Origin of the sequence: Kitasatospora sp. NPDC094016 (assembly GCF_040304045.1) — a bacterium.
In the GTDB taxonomy this organism is placed as follows: domain Bacteria; phylum Actinomycetota; class Actinomycetes; order Streptomycetales; family Streptomycetaceae; genus Kitasatospora.
In genome coordinates this window covers 59245-82062 of sequence record NZ_JBEOUK010000011.1, presented here as the reverse complement: position 1 = coordinate 82062, position 22818 = coordinate 59245, and the positions used below count along the sequence as shown (strand labels likewise).

At 74.1% G+C, this 22818-nt stretch carries 23 protein-coding genes; 12 read left to right on the top strand and 11 right to left on the bottom strand.

Translation table 11 applies throughout. The features are described 5' to 3' along the window. Positions 1 to 62 precede the first annotated feature (62 nt). The gene (locus ABT015_RS13575) at positions 63 to 785 is read left to right on the top strand and encodes an alpha/beta hydrolase family protein (protein ID WP_350879088.1); all 723 of its coding nucleotides are present in this window, start codon (positions 63 to 65) and stop codon (positions 783 to 785) included. 30 nt (positions 786 to 815) lie between these two features. Here the strand turns inward: ABT015_RS13575 and ABT015_RS13570 are convergent, their stop codons facing one another. Beyond that, complete coding sequence (locus ABT015_RS13570) at positions 816 to 1373, bottom strand: universal stress protein (protein ID WP_350879087.1); 558 nt, start codon at positions 1371 to 1373, stop codon at positions 816 to 818. A gap of 289 nt (positions 1374 to 1662) precedes the next feature. On the opposite strand from ABT015_RS13570, the gene ABT015_RS13565 reads away from it, so the two are divergent. Next, complete coding sequence (locus tag ABT015_RS13565; RefSeq protein WP_350879086.1) at positions 1663 to 2970, top strand: alpha/beta hydrolase family protein; 1308 nt, start codon at positions 1663 to 1665, stop codon at positions 2968 to 2970. A gap of 28 nt (positions 2971 to 2998) precedes the next feature. On the opposite strand, the gene ABT015_RS13560 is transcribed toward ABT015_RS13565, so the two are convergent. Further along, positions 2999 to 3394 carry a helix-turn-helix domain-containing protein gene (locus ABT015_RS13560; protein ID WP_350879085.1) on the bottom strand — a complete coding sequence of 132 codons (396 nt, stop codon included), beginning with the start codon at positions 3392 to 3394 and terminating at the stop codon, positions 2999 to 3001. A gap of 254 nt (positions 3395 to 3648) precedes the next feature. Between ABT015_RS13560 and ABT015_RS13555 the strand changes: the two genes are divergently transcribed. Continuing rightward, positions 3649 to 4848: a sensor histidine kinase gene (locus tag ABT015_RS13555; protein ID WP_350879084.1), complete on the top strand. Its 1200-nt coding sequence runs from the start codon at positions 3649 to 3651 to the stop codon at positions 4846 to 4848. Then, entirely contained in the window at positions 4845 to 5528 is a 684-nt protein-coding gene (locus ABT015_RS13550) for a response regulator (RefSeq protein ID WP_350879083.1), read from the top strand. The genes ABT015_RS13555 and ABT015_RS13550 overlap by 4 nt, the downstream gene beginning before the upstream one ends. Positions 5529 to 5760: 232 nt before the next feature. On the opposite strand, the gene ABT015_RS13545 is transcribed toward ABT015_RS13550, so the two are convergent. Continuing rightward, positions 5761 to 6432 (bottom strand): TetR/AcrR family transcriptional regulator, encoded by a 672-nt coding sequence (locus ABT015_RS13545; protein WP_350879082.1) that lies wholly within the window; start codon positions 6430 to 6432, stop codon positions 5761 to 5763. 124 nt (positions 6433 to 6556) lie between these two features. Here ABT015_RS13545 and ABT015_RS13540 point away from each other — a divergent pair, with 124 nt between their 5' ends. Continuing rightward, the gene (locus ABT015_RS13540; RefSeq protein ID WP_350879081.1) at positions 6557 to 7375 is read left to right on the top strand and encodes an MOSC domain-containing protein; all 819 of its coding nucleotides are present in this window, start codon (positions 6557 to 6559) and stop codon (positions 7373 to 7375) included. 138 nt (positions 7376 to 7513) lie between these two features. Here ABT015_RS13540 and ABT015_RS13535 read toward each other — a convergent pair whose 3' ends face one another. Continuing rightward, a complete protein-coding gene (locus tag ABT015_RS13535; RefSeq protein WP_402449198.1) occupies positions 7514 to 7906 on the bottom strand; it encodes a ribonuclease in 393 nt (130 codons plus the stop codon). Positions 7907 to 8281: 375 nt separating this feature from the next. Here ABT015_RS13535 and ABT015_RS13530 point away from each other — a divergent pair, with 375 nt between their 5' ends. Next, entirely contained in the window at positions 8282 to 9790 is a 1509-nt protein-coding gene (locus ABT015_RS13530) for a carboxyl transferase domain-containing protein (protein WP_350879080.1), read from the top strand. Between the two features lie 509 nt (positions 9791 to 10299). After that, a complete protein-coding gene (locus tag ABT015_RS13525; RefSeq protein WP_478317618.1) occupies positions 10300 to 10695 on the top strand; it encodes an aggregation-promoting factor C-terminal-like domain-containing protein in 396 nt (131 codons plus the stop codon). 202 nt (positions 10696 to 10897) lie between these two features. Here ABT015_RS13525 and ABT015_RS13520 read toward each other — a convergent pair whose 3' ends face one another. After that, complete coding sequence (locus ABT015_RS13520) at positions 10898 to 11377, bottom strand: HD domain-containing protein (RefSeq protein ID WP_350879078.1); 480 nt, start codon at positions 11375 to 11377, stop codon at positions 10898 to 10900. Positions 11378 to 11485: 108 nt separating this feature from the next. Between ABT015_RS13520 and ABT015_RS13515 the strand changes: the two genes are divergently transcribed. Together ABT015_RS13515 and ABT015_RS13510 are read left to right on the top strand one after the other, a co-directional pair. Then, positions 11486 to 12409: an AEC family transporter gene (locus tag ABT015_RS13515; protein WP_350879077.1), complete on the top strand. Its 924-nt coding sequence runs from the start codon at positions 11486 to 11488 to the stop codon at positions 12407 to 12409. Between the two features lie 119 nt (positions 12410 to 12528). Next, the gene (locus ABT015_RS13510; protein WP_350879076.1) at positions 12529 to 12876 is read left to right on the top strand and encodes a hypothetical protein; all 348 of its coding nucleotides are present in this window, start codon (positions 12529 to 12531) and stop codon (positions 12874 to 12876) included. 67 nt (positions 12877 to 12943) lie between these two features. On the opposite strand, the gene ABT015_RS13505 is transcribed toward ABT015_RS13510, so the two are convergent. Continuing rightward, positions 12944 to 13207, bottom strand: a complete 264-nt coding sequence (locus ABT015_RS13505) for a dsRBD fold-containing protein (protein ID WP_350879075.1) — start codon at positions 13205 to 13207, stop codon at positions 12944 to 12946. Between the two features lie 304 nt (positions 13208 to 13511). On the opposite strand from ABT015_RS13505, the gene ABT015_RS13500 reads away from it, so the two are divergent. Together ABT015_RS13500 and ABT015_RS13495 are read left to right on the top strand one after the other, a co-directional pair. Further along, positions 13512 to 14450, top strand: a complete 939-nt coding sequence (locus tag ABT015_RS13500; RefSeq protein WP_350879074.1) for a DMT family transporter — start codon at positions 13512 to 13514, stop codon at positions 14448 to 14450. A 110-nt stretch (positions 14451 to 14560) separates the two neighbouring features. After that, positions 14561 to 15790 (top strand): GNAT family N-acetyltransferase, encoded by a 1230-nt coding sequence (locus ABT015_RS13495; protein ID WP_350879073.1) that lies wholly within the window; start codon positions 14561 to 14563, stop codon positions 15788 to 15790. Between the two features lie 91 nt (positions 15791 to 15881). Here ABT015_RS13495 and ABT015_RS13490 read toward each other — a convergent pair whose 3' ends face one another. The 3 genes from ABT015_RS13490 to ABT015_RS13480 form a co-directional block, all read right to left on the bottom strand. Then, the gene (locus ABT015_RS13490) at positions 15882 to 17267 is read right to left on the bottom strand and encodes an MFS transporter (protein ID WP_350879072.1); all 1386 of its coding nucleotides are present in this window, start codon (positions 17265 to 17267) and stop codon (positions 15882 to 15884) included. Then, positions 17264 to 17929: an ArsR/SmtB family transcription factor gene (locus tag ABT015_RS13485; protein WP_350879071.1), complete on the bottom strand. Its 666-nt coding sequence runs from the start codon at positions 17927 to 17929 to the stop codon at positions 17264 to 17266. The genes ABT015_RS13490 and ABT015_RS13485 overlap by 4 nt, the downstream gene beginning before the upstream one ends. 112 nt (positions 17930 to 18041) lie before the next feature. Next, positions 18042 to 18746 carry a histidine kinase gene (locus ABT015_RS13480; protein ID WP_350879069.1) on the bottom strand — a complete coding sequence of 235 codons (705 nt, stop codon included), beginning with the start codon at positions 18744 to 18746 and terminating at the stop codon, positions 18042 to 18044. A gap of 317 nt (positions 18747 to 19063) precedes the next feature. Between ABT015_RS13480 and polX the strand changes: the two genes are divergently transcribed. Then, entirely contained in the window at positions 19064 to 20848 is a 1785-nt protein-coding gene (gene polX / locus ABT015_RS13475; RefSeq protein WP_350879068.1) for a DNA polymerase/3'-5' exonuclease PolX, read from the top strand. A 101-nt stretch (positions 20849 to 20949) separates the two neighbouring features. On the opposite strand, the gene ABT015_RS13470 is transcribed toward polX, so the two are convergent. Next, the gene (locus ABT015_RS13470) at positions 20950 to 21828 is read right to left on the bottom strand and encodes a carbohydrate kinase family protein (protein WP_350879067.1); all 879 of its coding nucleotides are present in this window, start codon (positions 21826 to 21828) and stop codon (positions 20950 to 20952) included. Positions 21829 to 21831: 3 nt separating this feature from the next. Beyond that, positions 21832 to 22815: a pseudouridine-5'-phosphate glycosidase gene (locus tag ABT015_RS13465; protein WP_350879066.1), complete on the bottom strand. Its 984-nt coding sequence runs from the start codon at positions 22813 to 22815 to the stop codon at positions 21832 to 21834. Positions 22816 to 22818: the final 3 nt, after the last annotated feature.

Below are 22818 nucleotides of genomic sequence, written 5' to 3'. Positions count from 1 at the left end.
CTCGCGACGAGAAGTACAGTACCAGCTCCGTGATCAGGCACCGAACCGGAGGCGAACCCCGCATGACGAGCGCTCAACCCGAGGCCATCCCGTACGCCGACGGACGGCTCATGGACGTGCACCGCCCGCCCGCCGGCACCGCCGGGCCCGCGCCCGTCGTACTGCTGTGGCACGGCCGGGGCCCCGACGAGCGCGACGTGCTGCGGCCGCTCGCCCGGGAGGCCGCCGGGCTCGGCCTGCTGGTGCTCGTCCCGGACTGGCGCTCCGACCGGCCGGACGGCGGCCGCGCCGAACTGCTCGCCTCGCTCGCCCACGCCCGCCACACCGCCGCCGCGCACGGCGGGGACCCGGACCGCCTGGTCCTGGCCGGCTGGTCACTGGGCGGCCGGGAGGCCGTAGCCGTGGCCACCCACCCGGACACCCCCGCCGAGCAACGTCCCATCGCCGCCGTCGGCATCGCCTCCAGCTACGCCCGCCCGGCGATCACCACCGGGGACGCCCCCCTCGGCCTGCTCGCCGAACAGCCCTCGCCCGTGCCGCTCTGGCTGGTCCACGGCACGGAGGACGGGGTGCTGGACATCGAGCACACCCGGCAACTGAGCGCTGCTCTGACGAAGCAGATGTCGGCGGTACGGGTTCTCGAACCCGCCACCGACCATGCGGGCGTCATCATGACCGTGTACGACGCCGAGGCGGACCGCTGCCTCCCCACCACCGCAGAAGCGCGGCTGCGCGCCGGCCGCCGGACCGCCGCCGTCCTCGCCGAGGCCACCGGGCTGTCGTAGGTGGACGGCGCCGCGGGCACAACGCGCGGCCTACCGCCCCGCGACGAGGGAGCGCAGACCGTGTCCGCGTTCCATGGCCTCCAGGTCGCGCTGCAGAGGAGGCCGGGGGACGGCCAGGACGGGGCAGCTCGCGTGCCGGACGCAGTAGGCGGTGACGGAGGGGCGCAGCGCCCGGGAGAGGCAGCCGCGGCTGCTGCCGGCGCCGAGGACGAGCAGGTCGTCGGGGTGGTCGGCGAAGCGGACCAGGGTGTGTCCGGTGTCGCCGCGGACGGCCTGGCAGCGCAGCCGGACTCCGGCGTAGCGGCCGGCGAAGGCCTCGTCGAGGGCTTGCCGGAGCCGGGCGACGGCGGCGTCGCGGCCGGCGGTGATCGCGGCCGGGCAGGGGGTGCGGCGGTAGCCGATCTCCTCGCCGGGTGAGGTCCAGCAGAGGAGGGCGAGGACCTCGGCGTCGGTGCGGTGGGCTTCGGCGACGGCGTGGTGGAGGGCGGCGAGGCTGCCGAGCGAGCCGCTGACGCCGACGACGATCCGGCCCGCGCGGTCGGCCCGCTCCGCCGCCTCGTCCGCGCCGGATATCTCGCTGTCCGCCATGGTTCGCCCCGCCTCTCGGTCCGTACCGCCGTGCCGTGCTGTCGTCCTCCAGCAAAGCGGGCCGGCGCCGCACCTCCGGTGCCCGTTGACACGCCTCTGACGCGCGCGCGGGTGTTCCGTACGTGTCCCTGATGCCCCGGGGTCGCTACAACGCGGTCCGGTACGCCTCCAGGTGGTCGGCCAGCTCTGCGGTAGGGCCCGGCGTCGTGTTCGTCGTAGGCCAGGACGAAGGTGGCGCTAGACGATGCCGGCGAAGGGAACCCCGCGCCGCACGACATACTCCCGGCGGGTGACTCCCCTACCTCGCGGGGGCTACGAACGACACCAGAATGCTTACATCCATGGGCTGATTCGATACGGAGCTGCGGAACCTAGCGTCGATCCCATGAAACGCAATCGCCGTATCAGCGCTGTCGCGGTGCTGACGCTCGCCGCCCTCGTCACCGGAACCGGCGCCGGGTTCGCCGCCACGACCACACCGTCGGCCACACCGGTGACCACGCACGCGTTCGACACCGCACCGGCCACGGCCACCGCGCCCACGCGGTCCTTCCAAGGCACGCTCCCCGCGCCGACCGGCCCCTACGCCGCCGGCGAGGACGTCATCCACCTCACCGACGCGAGCCGTCCCGACCCGTGGGTGCCGTCATCCGGTCCCCGCCAACTGACCGTCACGATGGTCTACCCGGCCGTCCCCGGGACCGGGACTCCGGCCCCTTACATGACCCTCGCCGAGGCAGCCGGAATCATCCAGCGCCGGAACATGCCGGCGAGCTCCGGCGTCACCCCGGAGAGCCTTTCCAGCGTCACCACTCACGCCTTCGACGGCGCGCGGCCGCAGCGCGGCAAGTATCCGCTGGTGGTCCTCTCACCCGCGTCCGAGAACCCGCGCATGATGCTCACCTCGCTCGCGACCGACCTGGCCAGTCACGGCTACGTCGTCGCGCTCGTCGGCCACACCTACGAGGACAGCGGCGAGACGCTGGCGAACGGCCAGACGCCGCCGTGCGCGATCTGCGACGACCCGACGCGGATCGACTTCGACGCCGAAGCCGTCAGCCGCGCGCGGGACGTGTCCTTCGTGATCGACCAGTTGACGCACGGCAATACCGCGTGGCCCCTGGCACACCTCATCGACAAGCACGAGATCGGCATGGCCGGACACTCCCTCGGCGGAGCGGCGGCCGCCGACACGATGATCGCCGACCCGCGCGTACGGGCCGGAGTGAACATGGACGGCACCTTCCACCCGGTCCCGATGCCCGGCCAGATCGACCGGCCGTTCCTCATGCTGGGTATCGCCGACAGCCACACGCCCGGCAGCGGCGACGGCATCGTGTGGGACCGGGCCTGGGCCGCCCTCGGCGGCTACAAGAAGTGGCTGACGGTCACCGGCGCCGACCACTTCAGCTTCTCCGACGGGGACCTGCTTCAGGAGCAGGCCGGGTTCCCGACGGCGCCCCTCTCCCCGGAACGCGGGATGGCGATCACCCGCGAGTACGTGACAGCGTTCTTCGACCAGACGCTGAAGGGGATCCACAGTCCGCTGCTGGACGGCCCCTCGCCGAACAATCCGGAAGTACTCTTCCAGCCCTAGGACAGCGCCGCGTTGATCCTTCGGGGGTTCATGCGGCTTTGAGCGGGCTGCCGTCGCAGGTCCAGCGGTAGGGCCCGGCGTCGTGTTCGTCGAAGGCCAGGACGAAGGTGTCGATGGCCGCGGCCAGTTCGTCGCGGGAGGCGAACTGGCCGCGGCGCAGTGGACGCCGGGTCAGGGTGGAGAAGAACAGTTCGACTTGGCCGCGCCGCGCGGCGTGTTCGGGGGTGTGGTGGATGTACTCGAACTCCCGGCAGGTGCTGCCCGGGGCGGCCGGCCCGGCCGGCGGTCGGGCGGTCGCGGCGGCGATGACCTGCAGCTTGTCCTCGGCGGACAAGCGGGGCCGCCCCAGCGGCCGGGGCCGGTCGACGAGCGCGGCCAGCCGCTCGGCGGTGAACCGCTTGCGCCAGGAGCGGACGGTGTCCACCTGCCGCACGGCCCGTGGCGGCGTTCGACATTCCCTCGGCCAGTGCCAGGACCACCGAAGCGCGCTGCACCTTTGTCGCGCCCTGGAGAGCGATCACCGGCGGATTCGTCATGGCCATGAACCTAGGAACGGACCATGATCCATCGCGTCGGCTGGCGAATGCACCTCTCCCCAGGCCATCGGCCCGGCGGTGTACCGGTGCGTACATCCCCGGGGCGACGCGCAGAGCCGACGCCACTGAATACGATCTCCGCATGGAAGAGCTTCTCCAGCGTCTCTCGACATCGAAGCGCGTGACCTGGCTGACGTCACGGGCCGTGGTGCTGACCACCGCCTGCTTCTACGCGCTGATGCTCCCCTTGACGATGCCGGCCCCTGAGTACGGCCTGTTCCGGTTCCCCGGCCTCGAGCCCGTCCAGATGCTGGGTCTGTGCGTCGTACTCGCCCTTCCGGTTCTGCTGGTGCGCCGCCTGCCGGCGACCGTCTTCGCGGTGATCCTGGGCGAATCAGTCCTCGGCGACGCCTTCGGCGCGCGGCCCGTTGTCATGTTCGTCCTGCTCTTCGCCTTGGGCGGGTACCTCGCCGCCCGGCGGCCGAAGGCTGCCGCCGCCGTCGGCTCCGTCGCCTGCGTCGCGGCCGTGTTCGTCTACGACATCCACGCCCCCGGGCAGTCCGTCGGCGACGCGGCCCAGTGGGCCGGGGCGCTCGCGTTGTGGTTCGCGGTCGCGTGGGTCTTCGGGGGGGTGTATCGCAAACGCCGTGAGTACCTCGAAGCCCTGCACGAGCAGAGGGCGGCCCGCGCCGTCGTGACCGAGCGGCTGCGGATCGCCCGCGAACTGCACGACAGTGTCGCGCACAGCATCGGGATCATCACGGTGCTGTCGGGAGCGGCGGCGCGGGTCGTGGAGACCAAGCCCGAGCAGGCGCGGCAGGCGCTGTGCGGCATCGAGACCACCAGCCGGGAGACCCTGCTCGGGCTGCAGCGCATGCTCGGGGCGCTACGCCGCGCCGAGCCGGACGACGCCATGCCGCAGGCCGCTCCGCTGGCGCCGGCCGGCAGCCTGGCCGACGTCCCGCTACTCGCCGGACGCACGGCCGACGCCGGGGTGCGGGTCCACGTGACCTGGCAGGGCGAGCAGCGTCCACTGCCGCCGGAGATCGAACTGTCGGCATTCCGGATCATCCAGGAGTCGGTGACCAACGTGGTGCGGCACTCCGGGGCGCGAACGTGCCGGGTCGCGGTCGGTTACGAGCCGGAAGGAGTGAGGATCGAGGTGGTGGACGATGGGGACGACGGTTCCGGCGGGCCGGGCCGTCCGAGGCACTCCGCGGCCGGCGGGAGCGGCTTCGGCCTGCTCGGCATGCGCGAGCGGGTGTCGCTGCTGTCCGGCCAGTTCAGCGCGGGCCGGTGTCCGGAGGGCGGATTCCGGGTGACGGCGAGGCTCCCGGCATGAGCGTGCGGGTGCTGCTGGTCGATGACCAGCCGCTGATGCTGGTCGGGCTCGGGATCCTGATCGGCAGCACCGCCGACCTGGAGGTGGTCGGCGAGGCCGGCGACGGCCGCGAGGCGGTGCGCCTGGTACGTGAGCTGCGGCCGGACGTCGTGGTGATGGACATCCGGATGCCGGGCATGGACGGGATCGAGGCGACCCGGCAGGCGACCGCCGAACCGGACCCGCCCAAGGTGCTGGTGCTGACGACCTTCGACGACGACGAGTACGTCTACGGCGCACTGCGCGCCGGCGCCAGCGGATTCCTGCTCAAGAGCATGGCCCTGGACGCGATCCTGGACGCGATCCGCGTGGTGGCGGCCGGCGAGGCGTTGCTCGCGCCGAGCGTGACCCGACGGCTGATCGCGGACTTCGCCGGAACATCCGGCCCCGCGGCCCCCGAACCGGACGCCGAGCCCGCCGCGGACTCGAGCCTCATCGCGGAGATCACCGACCGGGAGCGCGAGGTGCTGGCACTGGTCGGACAGGGACTGTCGAACACCGAGATAGCCGAGCGGCTGGTGATCAGCGCGGCGACGGCGAAGACCCATGTCGCGCGTCTGTTCGCCAAGCTCGAGGCTCGGGACCGCGTCCACCTGGCGATCATCGCCTTCGACACCGGACTCGTGCCGCGCAGACGGTAGGGCAGGACGAGAAGAACGATCGCCGACCACGAGTTCGCCGCGTTCGCGGGCTGCGCCGGCTCACCCACCTGCACCCGGGCCTCTGCCGGAGGTCACCTCGGGCAGAAGGCAGAGAGCGTCGTAGCCCGCTTCCGGGGTCGAGGAGGATCGGACCGGCAACCCCCGAAGGATCAACGCGGCGCTGCACTGGTGAAGGTGAAGGCCGACGGCTGCCCGGCGGGAAACGGCGCGCCTACGCCTCCGGTGGTTCGGCTTCCCAGAGGTCGGCGAACATCCGGTCCAGGTGTTCCTCACCGATCGGGGGGACGGGCAGCGGGTGGGTGGCCTGGGCGCGGAAGCCGTCGAGGAGCAGGGCGAGGTAGCGGCGCCAGAGGTCGGGGCGCAGGCCGGTGGTAGCGGGCAGGGCGCGGCAGAGCGGGCCGAGCAGGAAGAGCAGGTCCATGGTGACCACGTCGCGCCGCATGGTGCCCTGGTCCTGGGCGCGGGCGATGAGGGCGCCGACGGTGGCGGCGTTCCGGCGGCTGATCTCGATCATGCCGGGGATGGTGGGGATGGCCTGGGTGACGAGGTCGTTGATGCCCCGGTCGGCGGCGACGAGTTCGAAGATGCGCTCGAAGTAGCGTTCGAGGGCGGTCCAGGCGTCCTCGGCGGCGAGGGCTTCCTCGCCGGCCCCGGCCAGGCCGACGGCGGCGTCGGCGAACACCTCGCCGATCAGCGCCTCGCGGGTCGGGAAGTGGCGGTAGAGGGTGGCGTTGCCGACGCCGGCCTCCTTGGCGATCTGGTCCAGCGGAACGTCGAGGCCGTGCCGGGAGAACATGCCGCGGGCGGCGGCGAGCAGCAGGTCGCGGTTGCGCTGGGCGTCGCGCCGGAGCCTTCCCGGGGGGTTCGCGCTGCTCGATGCCATGTCCCGACCCTAGCAATCCCGGGGGCGGGCGGTCGGGCGGCGGTCAACTACCCTACGCAGGCGTTGATTCCGCGAGGGGTCCGGAGCGGCCCGCGCGGGGCTGCGGCGAGTCGAGGGGGCGGCCATGGCCGAAGTGGTGGAGTTGCGGTACTACCCGGTGAAGGGGTGTGCCGGGGTCGAGGTGGCGCGGGCGGAGCTGACTCCGGCGGGGCTGGCCCACGACCGGGCGTTCATGGTGGTGGACGAGGACGGGGTGTTCCGCTCCCAGCGCCGGGACCCTCTGCTGGCCACGGTCCGCCCGGCGGTCGGGGAGGACGGCCGCCGGCTGACCCTCGACGCCCCGGGCGTGGAGCCGGTGGCCGTCGCCGTGGACACCGAGGGGCCGCGCCGAGCGGTGCGGCTGTTCGGCGCCCCGTTCTTCGGGATCGACCAGGGCGAGGAGGTGGCCGGCTGGCTGTCCGGAGTGCTGGGTGTCCGCAGCCGGCTGGTCCGGGTGCCACCGGAGCACGACCGGGTGACGGACGGGCTGGTACCGGGCACGTCCGGCTACGCCGACAGCTGCGCGGTGCACCTGCTGTCCCGCGCGTCACTGGATCGCTTCAACGCGCTGAGCGGCGGACTCCCCCTGTCGGCGGACCGCTTCCGCCCGAACCTGGTGGTGGACGGCTGGGACGAACCGCACACCGAGGACCTGACCCGCCGGATCACCGTGGGCGGCGCCGAGTTGGCCTATGCCAAGCTCGCGATCCGCTGCTCGGTGACGCTGGTCGACCAGTCGACGGGCGCGAAGGCCGGTCCGGAGCCGCTGCGGACGCTGGCCGGCTACCGCCGGGCGGCGGTCGGCGGGGTCGCGTTCGGCAGCAAGTTCGCGGTGCTGCGGCCCGGCACGCTGCGGGTCGGGGACGAGCTGGTGGTGGACGCCTGGGGGCCGTCCGAGCTCTGAGGCCGGTCGCGGCGGGCCGCCGGGGCGGGCGGGGGTCGCCTCTCGGCGATCCGCCGGGCCCGTCGTTCCGGCGGCCCCTGCGTTCCGGCGGCCCCGGCGGAGACGTGCGCCGGGGCCGGAAGGGGTGTGGGGCGCGTGTCAGCAGCCCTGGTCGATCAGCGAGAACGTCACGTAGTGGTCACCGGTGTAGTAGTCCTCCTGGACCGCCTGACCGGTGATGATCCGACGGGTGCCGCGGGTCGGGGCGCCGGGCGTGATGACGGTGTACTCGTGGTAGTAGCCGTTGGACTGGCTGGGCAGGACGTGCTCCCTGTTCTGGAACACGACGCCGTCCTGGGAGTACGGGAACGGCCCGTCGGTGGCGATCAGGTTGAGGGTGTCGGTCGCCTCGGGCGGGAGGGCGGACAGACACACCGTGCCGCTCACGTCGGCGTGCGCCTCGGTGGCGACGGCGACGGGCGCGAGGGTCATCAGGGCGACGGCGGTGACGGCGGCAGCGCGGGTCTTCCACGCGCGTAGAGTGCGGGTCATGTCCACCAGTGTGACCAGCCACCGACAACTCCGGAAGGCCTGCGACAAACTATTAACCGACGGGTAACTCACCTGTCTGACCAGCGACTTGAGTCGTATCCCGGCCCCGACCCGAGCCCGGCCGGCGCCGTCCACGAACCGCCCGGACACCCCATGGGTCGACCGCCGTCGAACTAGCGACCCGACCGCTGCCGGCGTCCTCACAGCTTCCACACGTTCGCTCCCCGCTCCAGTCGCGCCGCATAGAGTGACGGATCATGTCGGACCGGAACGACCGCTGACGGAGTGGGCATGAACACGGGGACGAACACGGAAACGAGCGCGGGCACGGGCACGGGCACGGGAGCCCACCCGGCCACGGGCACGGGCGCACCGTTGACCGCGCGGCAACTGATCGGACTGCTGGTCGACCCGGACGGCTTCCAGGGCTGGGACGAGCCGCCCGCGGGCCCGCCCGCCGACCCCGGCTATCGCGCCTCGCTCGACCGGGCCCGCGCACGCACCGGTCTCGACGAGGCCGTCCTCACCGGCGCGGGCCTGGTCGGCGGGCGACCGGTGGCGCTGGTCGCCTCCGAGTTCGGCTTCCTCGGCGGCTCGATCGGCGTGGCCACCGCCGAGCGGATCACCCGCGCCGTCGAGCGCGCCACCGCCGAGCGGCTGCCGCTGCTCGCCCTGCCCGTCTCCGGCGGGACGCGCATGCAGGAGGGGTCGTCGGCCTTCCTCTGCATGCTGCGGATCACCGCCGCCGTCCAGGCGCACCGCGCGGCCGGTCTCCCCTATCTCACCTATCTACGGAACCCGACCATGGGCGGGGTCTTCGCCTCCTGGGGCACGCTCGGCCAGTTGGTGTTCGCCGAGCCGGGCGCCCGGCTCGGCTTCCTCGGCCCGCGCGTGTACGAGGAACTGCGCGGCGTGGAACTGCCCCCGGACGTACAGCGGGCGGAGACGCTCGCCGGACGAGGCCTGGTGGACGCCGTCGTGCCGCCCGAGGACCTGCGCGAGCTGGTCCGCCGCACGCTCGCCGTCCTCGCCACCACCGCGCCCGCCCCGGGCCGCGCGGACACCGCCGGCACCAGCACCCCCGACCCCTCTCCCGCTCCCGACGGGGCCGCCGAACACCCCGACGCCTGGGATTCCGTCCGCCGCACCCGTCGCCCCGACCGCCCGGGCACCCGCGAGCTGCTGCGCCACACCGCCGAGGAACTGGTGCTGCTGGACGCCCCCGGCGGGCGGGGCGGCGCACTGGTCCGCGCCCTCGCCGTCCTCGGGGGTCGGCCGGTGCTGGTGGTCGGCCAGCAGCGGCAGACCCCGGAGCACGAGCGCCCGTTCACCGCCGCCGACCTGCGGGCCGTCCGGCGCACCGCGCGGGTGGCGGAGCAACTGGGGCTGCCGCTGGTCACGGTCGTCGACACGGCCGGGGCCGAACTGTCCGCGCAGGCCGAGCTGGACGGGATCGCGGTCGAGATCGCGCACTGCCTGACCACCCTGCTGGCGCTGCGCACGCCCGTCCTGGCGGTGCTGCTCGGCCAGGGCTCGGGCGGCGGCGCACTCGCGCTGCTCCCGGCCGACCGGGTGCTCGCCGCAGGGCACGCCTGGCTGGCACCACTGCCACCGGAGGGCGCGTCCGCGATCGTCCACCGGGACGGCGGGCACGCCGCCGAGCTGGCCCGCTCCCAGGGCATCGGCGCGGGCCACCTGGCGGAGGTCGGGCTGGTGGACGAGGTGGTCGAGGAGCGGCCGGACGCGGCGGACGAGCCGGAGGCGTTCTGCGCGCGGCTGGGACGGGCGGTGGGTGCCGCGCTCGGCGGGCTGGCGGCGTTGCCGGAGCCGGACCGCCTCGCGGCGCGGGCCCTGCGTCACCGCCGGCTCGGCGACCTTCGCTGAACGTCGGCGGGAGCCTGCCGGTCCCCGTCAGGGCCCGACGCTCTCCCCCGGGCCCCGGCGGGTGTGGCGCCGGTCTCAACGGGGGCGAGATCGTCTGTACCCAACGTGCCGGCCGCAGACCGGCGGGTGATGGCCGCAGCGGCCCAAACGGTGAGTGCGCTCACACCGGAATGCGGTCCACGACGGGCGGTAGTGGCAGCTTCCGGGCACCCGTGCCCCGCCCCGCCAACGGGGTGTTCGCGCAGGTCAGCGACGGTCGGCGCGCTCCGCGCAGCTGGCCCTTCGAATCCACGGCGACCGCCCCCGTACGACCGGGGGTCGTAACAAGGGGGTCTTGGCGACGCCCGATCCGGCATGCCAACAATGGCTCAGTCGTCAGCCGCACCGGCACCTGTCCCGCTGGTAGCGACTTACTGCCAGGTCACGCCCCACGACCATTTCGGCCCCTGTCCGGCCATGGTCCAAGGCGGGGCGCGACCCGGCCCAACCTGATTGAGGTCCTGTTCTAGATGCCCACTTTCAAGCTCCGTATGCGCACTTCCGCCGCGATTCTCGCCGGCGCCGCCGGTCTGACCGCCCTGGGCGCGGGTGTGCTGCCCGCCACCGCGAACGCCGCCACCCTGTCCCCGCAGGCCGTGGCCGCCCAGATCGTCCCGGCGAACCAGCTGGCCTCCTTCAGCCAGATCATCGCCCACGAGTCCAGCTGGAACGTGACCGCGACCAACGCCAGCTCGGGCGCGTACGGCCTGGCCCAGGCGCTGCCGGGCTCCAAGATGGCGACGCACGGCTCCGACTGGAAGACCAACGCGACCACCCAGATCAAGTGGGCGCTGGACTACATGAACTCCCGCTACGGCAGCCCGAACGCCGCCTGGACCTTCTGGCAGGCCAACCACTGGTACTAAGCCGACCACCTCGGCTCACCGGACTCCACCCGCATCCTGACCATTCCCCCCTCACCCCGGGGGTCGGACAGGGATCACCGGGGTGACCCCAGAGGGCCCGGGCCCGCGCGATCCGCGTGGCCCGGGCCCTCTCGTGGTTCCCGCACACCTCCCGCAGGTCGCGCGACGCCTCCAGTCGTTGGCCCGGGCCGCGCCCCGCCGCTCAGAGCTCGCCGGTGAGCCCGAGCAGTTCCCGCATCCGCGCGTACTTGGCGGCCAACCGCTCGGCGGTCGCGGCGTCCAGCGCGGCCAGCCGGACCGGGTCCGAGTTGTGGGCGAGGTCGGCACGCTTGACCAGCAGCGCGCCCGGCACGGCCAGGACCCGCGCGGTGTACGCCTCGACCGGCTCGTCGGGGCGGCGGGTGAGCGCGTCCACGATCGCCTTGGTGACCCCGGGCAACGCGGCCCCCGCCAGCCACTCCCGGCTCAACCGGTCGTCCTCGACGGTGTCGTGCAGCCAGCCCGCCGCGATCTGGGCGTCGCTGCCACCGCGCGCGGCCGTCCCGTGCGCGACCGCCGCGATGTGCTCGCCGTACGGGTGGCCGTTCTTGTCGACCTGCCCCTCGTGCGCGCGGCGGGCGATCGCCTCCACCTCGGCCAGGCTCAGGTACTCGGGTTCCACCGGCGCGTTCTCGGGCTCCATCGGCTCATCGTAGGCCCGTGGTCTCCCCGTTCACGCTCACTGGTTTACTGCCCCGGGGCGGGAGACCCCCGGCCCACCCGGCAGACCGTCCGAGCGATCCGAGGAACCATGCCGTCCCTGCACCCCCTGCTGTCCGGATTCGCCCCGATCTGGGCGCTGACCGGGATCGGCTACCTGGTCGGCCGGACCGGGCTGCTCGGGCCGCACGCGGAGCCGGTGCTCAACCGGTTCGTCTTCCACGTGGCGATGCCGGCCTCACTGTTCCTGATGATCGTCCGCACCCCGCTGGACCACTTCGCCAACCCCTCGATGCTCGCCTTCACCGCCGGCACCGTCGTCTCGATCGGCCTCGGACTGCTCGCCGGGCGCCTGCTGTTCCGGCGCAGGACCGGCGAGTTGGCGATCGGCGCGATGGCCTGCGGGTACGTCAACTCGGCCAACCTCGGCATCCCGGTGGCGATGCAGCTCCTCGGTGACGCCTCCTTCGTCGCACCGGTGGTGCTGTTCCAGATCCTGGTGGTCACGCCCGCCGTGCTGGCCGTCCTCGACGGCGGCGCGGCCGGCCGCCGGGCCCTGCTCACCCTGCCGCTGCGCAACCCCATCCTGTTGGCCACCGCGCTCGGCGCCGCCGCCTCCGCCTGCGGGCTGCACCTGCCCGCCGAGCTGAACCGCTCCTGCGAACTGCTCGGCGGCGCCGCCGTGCCGACCGCCCTGGTCGCCCTCGGCATGTCGCTGCACAACCGCCCGCCGGCCACCGGCCGTTCGCTCCGCGCCGAGGTCGGACTGACCGTCGCGGTCAAGACCCTGATACAGCCGCTGGTCGCCTTCGCGGTGGCCGGCCCGCTGCTCCACCTCCCCGCGCACCAACTCCTCACCGTGGTGCTCTTCTCCGCCCTGCCCACCGCGCAGAACGTCTACGTCTACGCCCGCGAGTACGGCCAGGGCACCGGGCTCGCCCGGGACTCGGTGCTCTGGTCGACCCTGGCCTCGATGGCCACCCTGTCGGTGATCAGCTGGTCCCTCTCCGCGTAGCCGGAGCCTCCCGGAGAGGTGACGACCACCCGTACACGGCACGACAGTTGTCCCCCGCGAGCCGTACAAAAGCGGGGAACCGGGGCCCTCGCCGGACTCCCGGTGGAATGCTGGCGCCCATGAGCCAACCGGACCTTCGTTCCGCAGAGTTCCACCACTGTCCGTCCGTCGTCACGCTGCCGCAGGCGGACGTGGACCACTACAACACCGTTCCGCGCGGTGCCTTCCTGATCGATCCGCGCCTGCGCTGCGACCTCGCCGGCGGGCACGGCGGCACCCATTCCGCGCTGGTCCAGGGCGTGGGCTACGACCTGCACTGGGCGTCCTGGCCCGAGTACCTGGTCGAGGTCGGGCCGCGCTGCCCGGCCGTCGGCCCGTACGAGGGTCCGGAGCCGCCGCGCGACCCCGACATCTGCCTGCTGCGCGAGGACCACCCCGGGCCGCACTACGGCGAGACCTGGTTCTGACGCCCGCATGGTCCCGCATGGTCCCGCGCCGTCCCGTGCAGGCGCGGGACGGCCGGCGGGGCGGGGGTCAGTAGATCAGGTACCCCGGGCGGTGTCCTTCGTCGTCGATCTCCCCGGTGGCCTGCGCCCGCAGCTTGCGGGACAGCTCCTCCAGGGCTCTGGAGGCCGCGACCTCCTCACCGATCCTGGCGAGCGGGCGGTCGTCCGTGCTCTTCATCGACTCCCCGTGGGCGCGCAAGCCCGGCGCCCGCGCACCGATCAGCCTGGCCTCGCACGCCGTGTGCACTCCGTCTTCCTCGAAGCTCAGCTCCACGTCCCACTGGTTGTGCATGCCACACCTCCTGGCAGCGGCCCCCTCGCGCCTGTCCGGACCGGCACGGACGGTGAGCCGTGGCGGCCGCTCACACCAGCGTGCGCCCGTCCGGCCGGTGGCGGCAAGCGGGCCCGGCCCGGGGCTGCGGACCCGGCCCCGGAACCGGCTCGCCCGCCCCGGATCTCCCGGCCCCGGCTGCTCTCCGCCGCCGGCCGGGCCGCGTCGCCGCCCCGGCGGTACGCTGACGGAAGCGCGCCGCGACCGCCGACCGAACCCGGACCCGCCGGCGCGGCGCGGGCAGTGACAACCGGGTGGTCCCTCCGTGGCGGTCTTCCTCCTCGCCCTCAGTGCCGCCTGCTGCCTGGGCCTCGGCTTCGTCCTCCAGCAGCACGCGGCTCAGCGGGCGCCCCGTGCCGACCTGCTGCACTGGCGGCTGCTCCTGGACCTGATGCGGATGCCCCAGTGGCTGCTCGGCACCGGGTTCATGGTGTGCGGACTGATCCTGTCCGCGCTCGCCCTCAACCAGGGCGAGGTGTCGCTCGTCGAGCCGCTGCTCGCGACCAACCTGCTGTTCGCCATGGCGCTCTCCCGGGTGCTCACCCGCCAGACCCTCGGCCGCTCGGGCTGGGCCGGGGTGCTGCTGCTCGGCCTCGGGGTGACGGCGTTCATCGTGGCCGGGCGGCCCACCGGCGGCGGTGCGCCCGCCGGGGAACTGCGGCACTGGCTGGTGGTCGGCACGGTGGTCGGGCTGACCCTGCTCCTGGTCTCGTTGGCCCGGCGGCTGCCGCTGTTCGAGGAGGCCACCCTGCTGGCCCTCGCCGCCGGCCTGCTCTACGGACTCCAGGACGCGCTGACCCGCACCACCACGCAGCGCCTCGACCACAGCGGGCTGGACGCGGTGCTGCGCAGCTGGCAGCCGTACGCGGTGGTGGCGGCGGGCGTGGTCGGGCTGCTGCTGGTGCAGAGCGCCTTCGAGGCCGCGCCGCTGCGGATGTCCCTGCCGGCGCTGACCGCCGCCCAGCCGCTGTCCGGGATCGCCTGCGCGGTCGGCTTCCTCGGCGACCGGCTGCGGGTAACGCCGGGTGCGCTGGCCTGGCAGTGCGCCGGACTGCTGGCCATCGTGGTCGGGGTGATCGTGATCGGCCGCCACCCGGCGATGCCGGGCAGCGTCCGCGAAACCCTGGAGAGCGTCGGGGCGCCACCGCAGGACGAGCGGCCCGGGGAAGGCCCCGGAGGCCGTCCGGGAGACGGTCCGGCCTGACCACCGGCGCCGGACCGTAATTCGCTTGACCGGGCCACGGGTCGACGCTGCACTGTGGCGGGGCACCCGAGCCGTGGTGCCGTCGTCATCCAGGGGAGGAAACGGCAGCGATGGAGATCCGTCCGACAACCGATCAGGACCTCGACGTCTACGTCGACACGCTCCATGCCGCGTTCGGGCTCTTCCCGGAAACCCCGACCGACGGCGGCGGGCTCTGGTGGTCGGCGGCCGAGATGGACCGCAACCTGCTCGCCGTGACGGCGGAGGGGCGGCCCGTCGGCACCGCCGGCGCGTACACCTTCGAGCTCACCCTGCCCGGTGAGGCCATCGTCCCCACCAGCGGGGTGACCGGCGTCGGCGTCCTGCCCTCGCACCGGCGCCAGGGCGTGCTCACCGCGATGATGCGGCGCCAGCTCGCCGGGTTCCGGGCCCGCGGGGAGTTCCTCTCCGTGCTGCTGGCCTCCGAGGCCGTGATCTATCGCAGGTTCGGCTACGGACCGGCGACCTACACGCAGCGGCTGACGGTGCCGCGCCACCGGGCCGCCTTCACCCTCCCCCGGGCGCGCGGAACGGCCGACACCGCGGCGCCCGGCCCGGGCGCCGGCTCGATCGAGCTGCTGCGGCGGGCCGAGTGCGGCGAGATCCTGGAAGCGGTCTACGACCGGTACCGCCGCACGCAGCCCGGCGCGCTGTCCCGGCCGCACCGCTGGTGGGCCTTGGGCGCGGGCCGGCCCCCGGTCTCCTCGGCCTCGCGCTACGTCGCCGTCCACCGGGATGCCAGCGGTGTCCCGGACGGCTACGCCAGCTACTCGCTCGACGACGGCACCTTGACGGTCGACGAGACCATCGCCACCGACGACGCCGTCGCCACGGCCCTGGCCCGGTTCGCGCTCGAACACGACCTGGTCTCGCAGGTCGTGTTCAAGCACGTTCCGTCCGACCACCCGCTGCGCTGGCAGCTCGCGGACTTCAACGCCGGCGAGGGGAGCAGCAGCACCGACTGGCTCTGGGTGCGGCTGCTGGACGTCCCGCGGGCGCTGACCTCGCGCGGCTGGTTCGTGGACGGCGAGCTCGTCCTCGACGTCGACGACCCGTTCCTCGGCGAGCACGGCCGCTATCTGCTGACCGTCCGGGACGGGAAGGCCGAGTGCGTCCCGACGGACCGGGAGCCCGACCTGTCCCTGGACGTGAGCGACCTGGGCTCGGTCTACCTCGGCGGCACCACCCCGAGCACGCTCGTGCGGGCCGGGCACATCCGGGCCCACCGCCCGGGCGCGGCCGCCCTCGCCGACGCCCTCTTCGGCGCCGAGCGCGCCCCGCACTGCCTGCACTGGTTCTGACCGGCCGGTTCTGACCGGCTGGTTCTGACGGACTGGTTCTGACCGACGGGTTCCGGCCGCACGCTCGCCTCGCCGCCCCTGCGCGACAGGCCTACGGGCGTGCCGGGACCGGCGCGGGCGCAGGCTCGGGCTCGGGCTCGGGCTCTGTCCCCGGCTCGGGCTTCGCCTCGTCGGCGGTACCCGTCCGGCCGCGCCGGCGGTCCATCTCGCGCCACTCCGGCCGCAACCCGGCCAGGTTGGTGGAGGCGAAGTAGAGGGCGCCGCCCGCGATCAGCGTGGGTATCAGCCCGACGAGGCCGACCGCTGCGCCGGCCAGCAGGCCGCCGAGCGGGATACCGGCCCAGGCGAGGGAGTCGCCGAGGGCGTGGACGCGGCCGAGCAGGTGGCGGGGCACCCGCTCGAAGAGCACCGCGCCGAGGATCGGGTTGAGGAAACCGCCGCCGAAGCCGCCGACCGCGAAGACCGTGAGCACCACCCACAGCGGCGCGCCGCACGCGAGCACCAGGAAGCGCGGGGCCCCGACGAGCAGGTAGCCTGCGAAGAACACCGTCCGGCGGGGCAGCCGGTGGGCGATGGCCGCCGCGATCAGGCTCCCGACGACCGCCGTGATCCCCCCGGCGGTGCCGGTCAGGCCGATGGCGGCCGGGCCGTTCCCCGACTCCCGCGCCCAGACCGGCAGGAGGACCGTGATGAACCCGGCGTCGAGCAGGTTGGTGATGCCGACCAGCACCGTCACGGTGAGCAGCAGCGGGTCGGAGCGCAGGAAGGTGAAGCCCTCGCGGAACATCCGCCAGTAACCCGCCGGTTCGGCCCCGGACTCGGCCTCGGCCTCGGCCTCGGCGGCCTGCTCGGCAGCGGGTGCCGGGGCTGCCGCGCGCCCCATCCCGCGCGGCAGGGCGAAGGCGATGACGAGGGACCCCAGGGCGAAGGTGGCGGCGTTGAGCGCCAGCCCGGCCAGCGGGCCCATCAGCGCGACCAGCCCGCCACCGACCGCCGGGCCGACCGTGGAGGCCAGCCGTTCGGTGACGCCGGAGAGACCGGTGGCGCGCTCCATCGGCACCCGGGCGCGGTCGGCGGCCTCCGGGACCATGACCGACTTGGCCAGATCCCCCGGGCCGCGCATCGCGCCGATCACCGCGACCATCGCCAGCAGCACCCCGAACGGCAGCAGCCCCAGGGCGTGCAGCAGCGGGACCAGCCCGGCCGCGACGGCGCTCACCAAGTCCGTCGTCCAGGACACCACCCGCGGCCCGAGCCGGTCGACCAGCGGCCCGGTCAGCGCCTTGACCAGCACGTACGGCGCCATCTCGGCGAAGGCGACCAGGCCGGTCATGGTGGCGCTGCCGGTGGTGGCCAGGACGAACCAGGGCAGGGCGATGGCCGAGACACGCGTCCCGGTGATGGAGACGGCCATCGCGGAGAGCACCCCGACTAACGGCCGGAGGCTGCGCGCGGGTGCGTCGGCGACGGTGGTCATCGGGACCCCGCCTCACCGGTATCGGTGTCGGTGTCGCTGTCGGTGTCGGTGTCGGTGCCAGCGTCGGCGCCGACGCTCGCGTCGGGCAGCACGTGGACGACCACGGAGACCCGCTCGGTGCCCTCCGGGGCCGGCCCCTCCGCATCCAGCGCGCGGTAGCGCCGCACCACCGCGGACAGATCAGCGGCCAGTTGCTCGGCCTCCTCGGGGGTGAGCTGCAACAGCACGTCGCTGAGGCCGACCGCCTTGCGCCACTCCCGCGGCATCGTCTCGAAGGCGTCGACCGACCGCTGTGCGACCAGGGCGTGGGCGGTGAGGACGGACCGGAGGAAGCCGACGGCCGTGTCGGGCTCCTCGTCGGCCATGTCGTCACCCGTCCAGACGGTGAACTTGTGGGCCGAACGCCACCACCGCTCACGGGCGTTCCCGCGCTCGGGATCCTCCTCGACGAAGCCCGCGGCGGCGAGCTGGCGGAGGTGGTAGCTGGTCGCCCCGGAGTTGAGCCCCAACTGCTCGGCGAGCCTGGTCGCCGTGGAGGGGCCGTGCTTGCGCAGCAGCCCGACCACCTGCATGCGCACGGGGTGGGCCATCGCCCGCATGCCCTTGGCCGTGAGGACGATGTGCGGGTCATCGCTGTGCATCCAGCCGCGTTCATCGGTCATGGCAGGAGCGTAGAACCGCAAAGACATCTTTGCAAAGGGTTTTTTGCGAAGAAGCCTTTGCGGTGAAGAGCGGAGCCCTGGGGCCGTCCGCCAGCCGTTCGTCAGTCGTCCGTCAGTCGTGCGCGACCACCAGCAGCAGCACCACCGTCAACCCGCCGCCCGGCGTGGCCTCCACCGCCAGCCGCCCGCCCGCCGCCAGCACCAGGCTGTGCACGGCGGGCCCGACCGGCCCGTCGGAGCGGGCGCCCGCGAGCAGCCACTCCCGCGCCCCGGGCAGCTCGGACGACCCCCGGTCGGCCACCCGGATCTCCACCCGCCCGCGCGGTCGCGCCGCCCCGCTCAACCCGGCCGCCCGCAGGGCCGTCGCGGCCGCGCCCGGCCCGCCCGCCACCTCGGCGCGGACCAGCACCCGCCCGCCGGGCGGGTTGCGCCGGATCGCGTGGTCGACCAGGCCGGCGAGCGCGGCCTCCAGCCGCCGGGCGTCCGCGGCCACCACCGGCAGCCCCGGCGCCAACCGGGTCGTCACCGCCGCCGCCCGGCCGCCGCCGCGCACCACCTTGCGGACCACCTCGGCCACCTGGGCGTGCCGCGCCTGCGGCTCGCAGCCGGCCTGCCGGCCGGTCCACTCGACGCGCTCCAGTTCCGGCCGGGACAGCGCCCGGGGCCCTGCCATCTCGCCCGGTCGGAGCGGTCCCGGTTCCTCGCCCGCCACCGCGCCGCCGGGCCCGCCCGTGCGGCCGGGGCCACCCGGCCCGCCGAGGGCGCCGAGCGCCCTGGCCCCCGATGCGACATAGCCCCAGAGCTTCCCGCTTGCCATCGCCCTGCCCCTCGCGCATCGCCGGCGGCCGTCATCAGTGCCGCGGCCGACCGGCGCGGGCCGCTTCCCAGGCCCTGCTGTCAGCCTGCACCTCACTCGTTCGGGTGACAATCCGGCTCCGGGACGCGAACCGGGCACCACCCCCGCCGGTCGGCCGGCGCCACACCCGCCGACCGGCGGGGCAGGCCCGGCCACCGGCCCATCCGGGGCCCGCGACGCGACGCCGCCGGCGCGGGGCCGGGCCTCACGAACTCCCTTCGCCCGCCCGGAGGTCCGCCGCCCGGGCCGGAGCCCGGAGACCCCCCTAGACTGGCCCCATGCCCCGGCTCAACGACCAGGTGCGGGAGCTGCTCCAGGAGTACGCCGACCTGATCAACATCACCGGCGGGGACGCCTTCCGGGCGCGGGCCTACGAGAAGGCCGCCCGCGCGGTGGGCGGCCACTCCGAGGACGTCGCCGGCCTGGACGTCAAGGGCCTGCAGCAGATCCCCGGCGTCGGGAAGTCCACCGCCGAGAAGGTCGCCGAGTACCTCTCCACCGGACGGATCGCCGCCCTGGAGACCCTGCGCGCCGAAGTCCCGTCCGGGGTGCGGGAGATGACGGCCGTGCCCGGTGTCGGCCCCAAACGCGCCCTCGCCCTCCACCGCGACCTGGGCATCGCCTCCGTCGACGACCTGGCCGAGGCGGTCCGCTCCGACCGGCTGTCCGGCGTGGCGGGCTTCGGCGAGCGCAGCGGCGAGAAGATCCTGCACGGCATCGAGTTGCTGCGGCGCTCCGGCGGCCGCACGCTGCTCGACGCGGCCACCGAACTGGCCGAGCAGCTCGTCGCCACGCTGTCCGCCGTGCCCGGCTGCACCCGCTGCGCGTACGCGGGGTCGCTGCGCCGGATGCGCGAGACGGTCGGCGACGTCGACGTGCTGGCGACGGCCGCCGACTCCGCCCCGCTGATGGCCGCGCTCACCGGACTCCCGTACGTGGCCGAGGTGATCGTGAGCGGTCCGACCAAGACCTCGGTGCGCACCACCGGGGGTGTGCAGGTGGACCTGCGGGTCGTCCCGGAGGAGGACTGGGGCGCGGCACTCGTCTACTTCACCGGGTCGAAGGCGCACAACATCAGGCTGCGCACGATGGCCGTCCGGGCCGGGCTGAAGCTCTCGGAGTACGGCCTGTTCCGAACCGCCGCCGAGGGGGCGGACGGCGAGGGGGTGGACGGCGAGGGAACGAACGACGAAGGCGCCGACGGCGCCAAGGTGGCGTCCGCGACCGAGGACGAGGTGTACGCGGCACTCGGCCTGCCGTGGATCGCGCCGCCGCTGCGCGAGGACCGGGGCGAGATCGAGGCCGCCCTGCGCGGTGAACTCCCCGACCTGGTCCAGGAGTCGGACCTGCGCGGCGACCTGCACACGCACACCGACCTGACCGACGGCCTGGCCACCCTGGAGGAGATGATCGACACCGCGGCCGCCCGCGGCTACTCCTACTACGCCGTCACCGACCACGCCCCGGACCTGGTGATGCAGCGGATGACGGACGAGAAGATGCTCGCCCAGCGCGAGCAGCTGCGCCGACTCGCCGACCGCCACCGGAAGCTGCGCCTCCTGCACGGCACCGAGCTGAACATCGGCCCGGACGGCGGGGTGGACTGGCCGCCCGGGTTCCTGGCCGGCTTCGACGTCTGCGTGGCCTCCGTGCACTCGCACTTCACCGCCGACCGGGCCGCCCAGACCCGCCGGCTGATCCGCGCCTGCGAGAATCCGCACGTGCACGTCATCGGCCACCTCACCACCCGGAGGATCGGCCGCCGCGGCCCGATCGACGTCGACCTGGACGCGGTGTTCGCGGCCGCCGCGCGCACCGGCACCGCGATCGAGATCAACAGTTCCCCGCAGCGGCTCGACCTGCGCGACGAGGACGTCCTGCGGGCGAAGCGGCACGGCGTCCGCTTCGCGATCGACAGCGACGCCCACGCCACCGGGCAGCTCGCCTATCCGCGCTTCGGCATCGGCACGGCGCAGCGCGGCTGGCTCACCGCCGAGGACGTGATCAACACCTGGCCCTGGCAGCGGCTGAAGCGTTTCCTCCGCAAGGACGCGCTGCGCTGAGCGGCCCACCGGGCACCCGGTGAGCGGCCCCCGCGCTCGGGGCCGCCCACCGTACGGTCAGCTCGACGCCGCCCCGAGCCCACCCCGATACAGCCCTGCGGTCACTGCTCCGCGAACGAGGCCCCCGGCGTGGCCAGCACCCGGGCCGCGCTGCGGTGCCCGAGTCCGGCGGCCAGATGCAGGTCACCGGCCTCCAGGAAGCCGGCCAGGAATCCTGCCGCGAAGGCGTCCCCCGCGCCGGTGAGGTCGCGCACCTCGCTCACCGGCGGCACGGGCACCGTGAACGGCGCGTCCCCGGGCACGTCGACGGTGGTCGCCTCGGCGCCCGCCTTGGTGACCACGGTGGTGGCCGCCAGCCGGGCCCGCTCCGGCCCCGGCCGCCCGCCCACCAGCAGGCCCAGGTACTCCGCCTCGGACCGGTTGGCGAACACGAAGGTCGGCGCCAACTCGGCCAGCAGGGCGAGGAAGCGCTCCCGTCCGTACTGCTCCAGCATGCCGGTCGAGGAGGCGTCCACCGAGGTGGTGCCGCCCGCCCGCCGGACCCGCGCCAGCGCGTCCACCGCGGAGCGGCCGACCGGATCGCCGTCGAAGGAGTAGGCGGGCACGTGCAGGTGGGTCAGGCCGGCCAGCCACTCGTCCGGCACCCGGTCCAGCAGCTTGGCCGCGCCACGGTCGGGCAGCATGGTCCGTTCGCCGGTCTGGTCGATCAGGACCACGATGCTGCCGGTCTGGCCGCGCCGGGCGACCCGTACGTCCACGCCGTGCCCGGTCAGCTCGGCGACGATGCCGTCCCCGACCGGGTCGGCGCCGACGCAGCCGATGAACCGGGCCGGGTACTGGCCGGCGGCGAAGCTCGCCACGTTCGCCGCGCTGCCGCCGCGCCGCCGGAAGACCTGGGCGCTGGAGTCGGTGCCGTGCCGCAGCGGGCCGTCGACCCAGACGACGATGTCCTCGACGAGGTCGCCGAGCACCCCCAGCACGGGTCAGGCCCCGCTGCGGGCGGCGGCCGCCAGTGCGGTCGCGATCTGGCCGCCGAGCCGAACGTTGCCCCGGTAGACCTCGACGTTGACCTCCAGGCTGCGGCCGTGGGTGTCGCGCTGGATGTGGTCGAGCAGGAACGGCGTGGAGGCGTTGCCGGTGACGCCCTGGCGCTCGGCCTCGGCCCAGGCGCGCTCCAGGATGCCGTCGAGCTCCTCCGGCGGCAGCTGCTTGGCGGGGTCCACCGGGTTGGCGATCAGGACGGCCTGCGGCAGGGCGAGGCGGTCGCGGGCCTCGATCAGCCGCGCGGCCTCCTCGGGCGATTCGACGCTGAAGTTGATCTCGTGTCCGGAGTCGGTGACGTAGAAGCCGGGGTACTTGCGGGTGCGGTAGCCGATGACCGGGATGTTGAAGGTCTCGAAGCGCTCCAGGGTGGCCCGGATGTCGAGGATCGACTTGACGCCCGCGCTGATCACGGTGACCGGCGTGGCGGCCAGGGTGGTCATGTCGGCCGACTCGTCGAAGCTCTCGGAGGCGCCGAAGTGGACACCTCCGAGGCCGCCGGTGGAGAACACCCGGATACCCGCCCGGTGGGCGAGGAAGGCGGTGGCGGCGACGGTGGTGCCGCCGTGGCGGCCGAGCGCGGCGACCACCGGCAGGTCGCGCAGGCTCACCTTGTCCAGGCCGTCCGTCGCGGACAGTTCGGTGATCTGCTCGGTGCTCAGACCGACCGTGGGCACGCCCGCGTGCACGCCGATGGTCGCCGGGACGACGCCCGCCTCGCGCAGCTGTCGCTCGGCCTCCAGCGCGACGGCCAGGTTGCGGGGGCGCGGCAGGCCGTGGGTGAAGATGGTCGATTCCAGCGCGACCACGGGCCGGCCGTCGGCCACGGCCTGCGCGACCTCCGCGGAGACGTGGATGGCCCGCGCGGAACGGGTGGCCGGCGCGGAGCCGGCGGCTTCGGGGGTGCTGGGGGGCAGTCCGGTCATGGT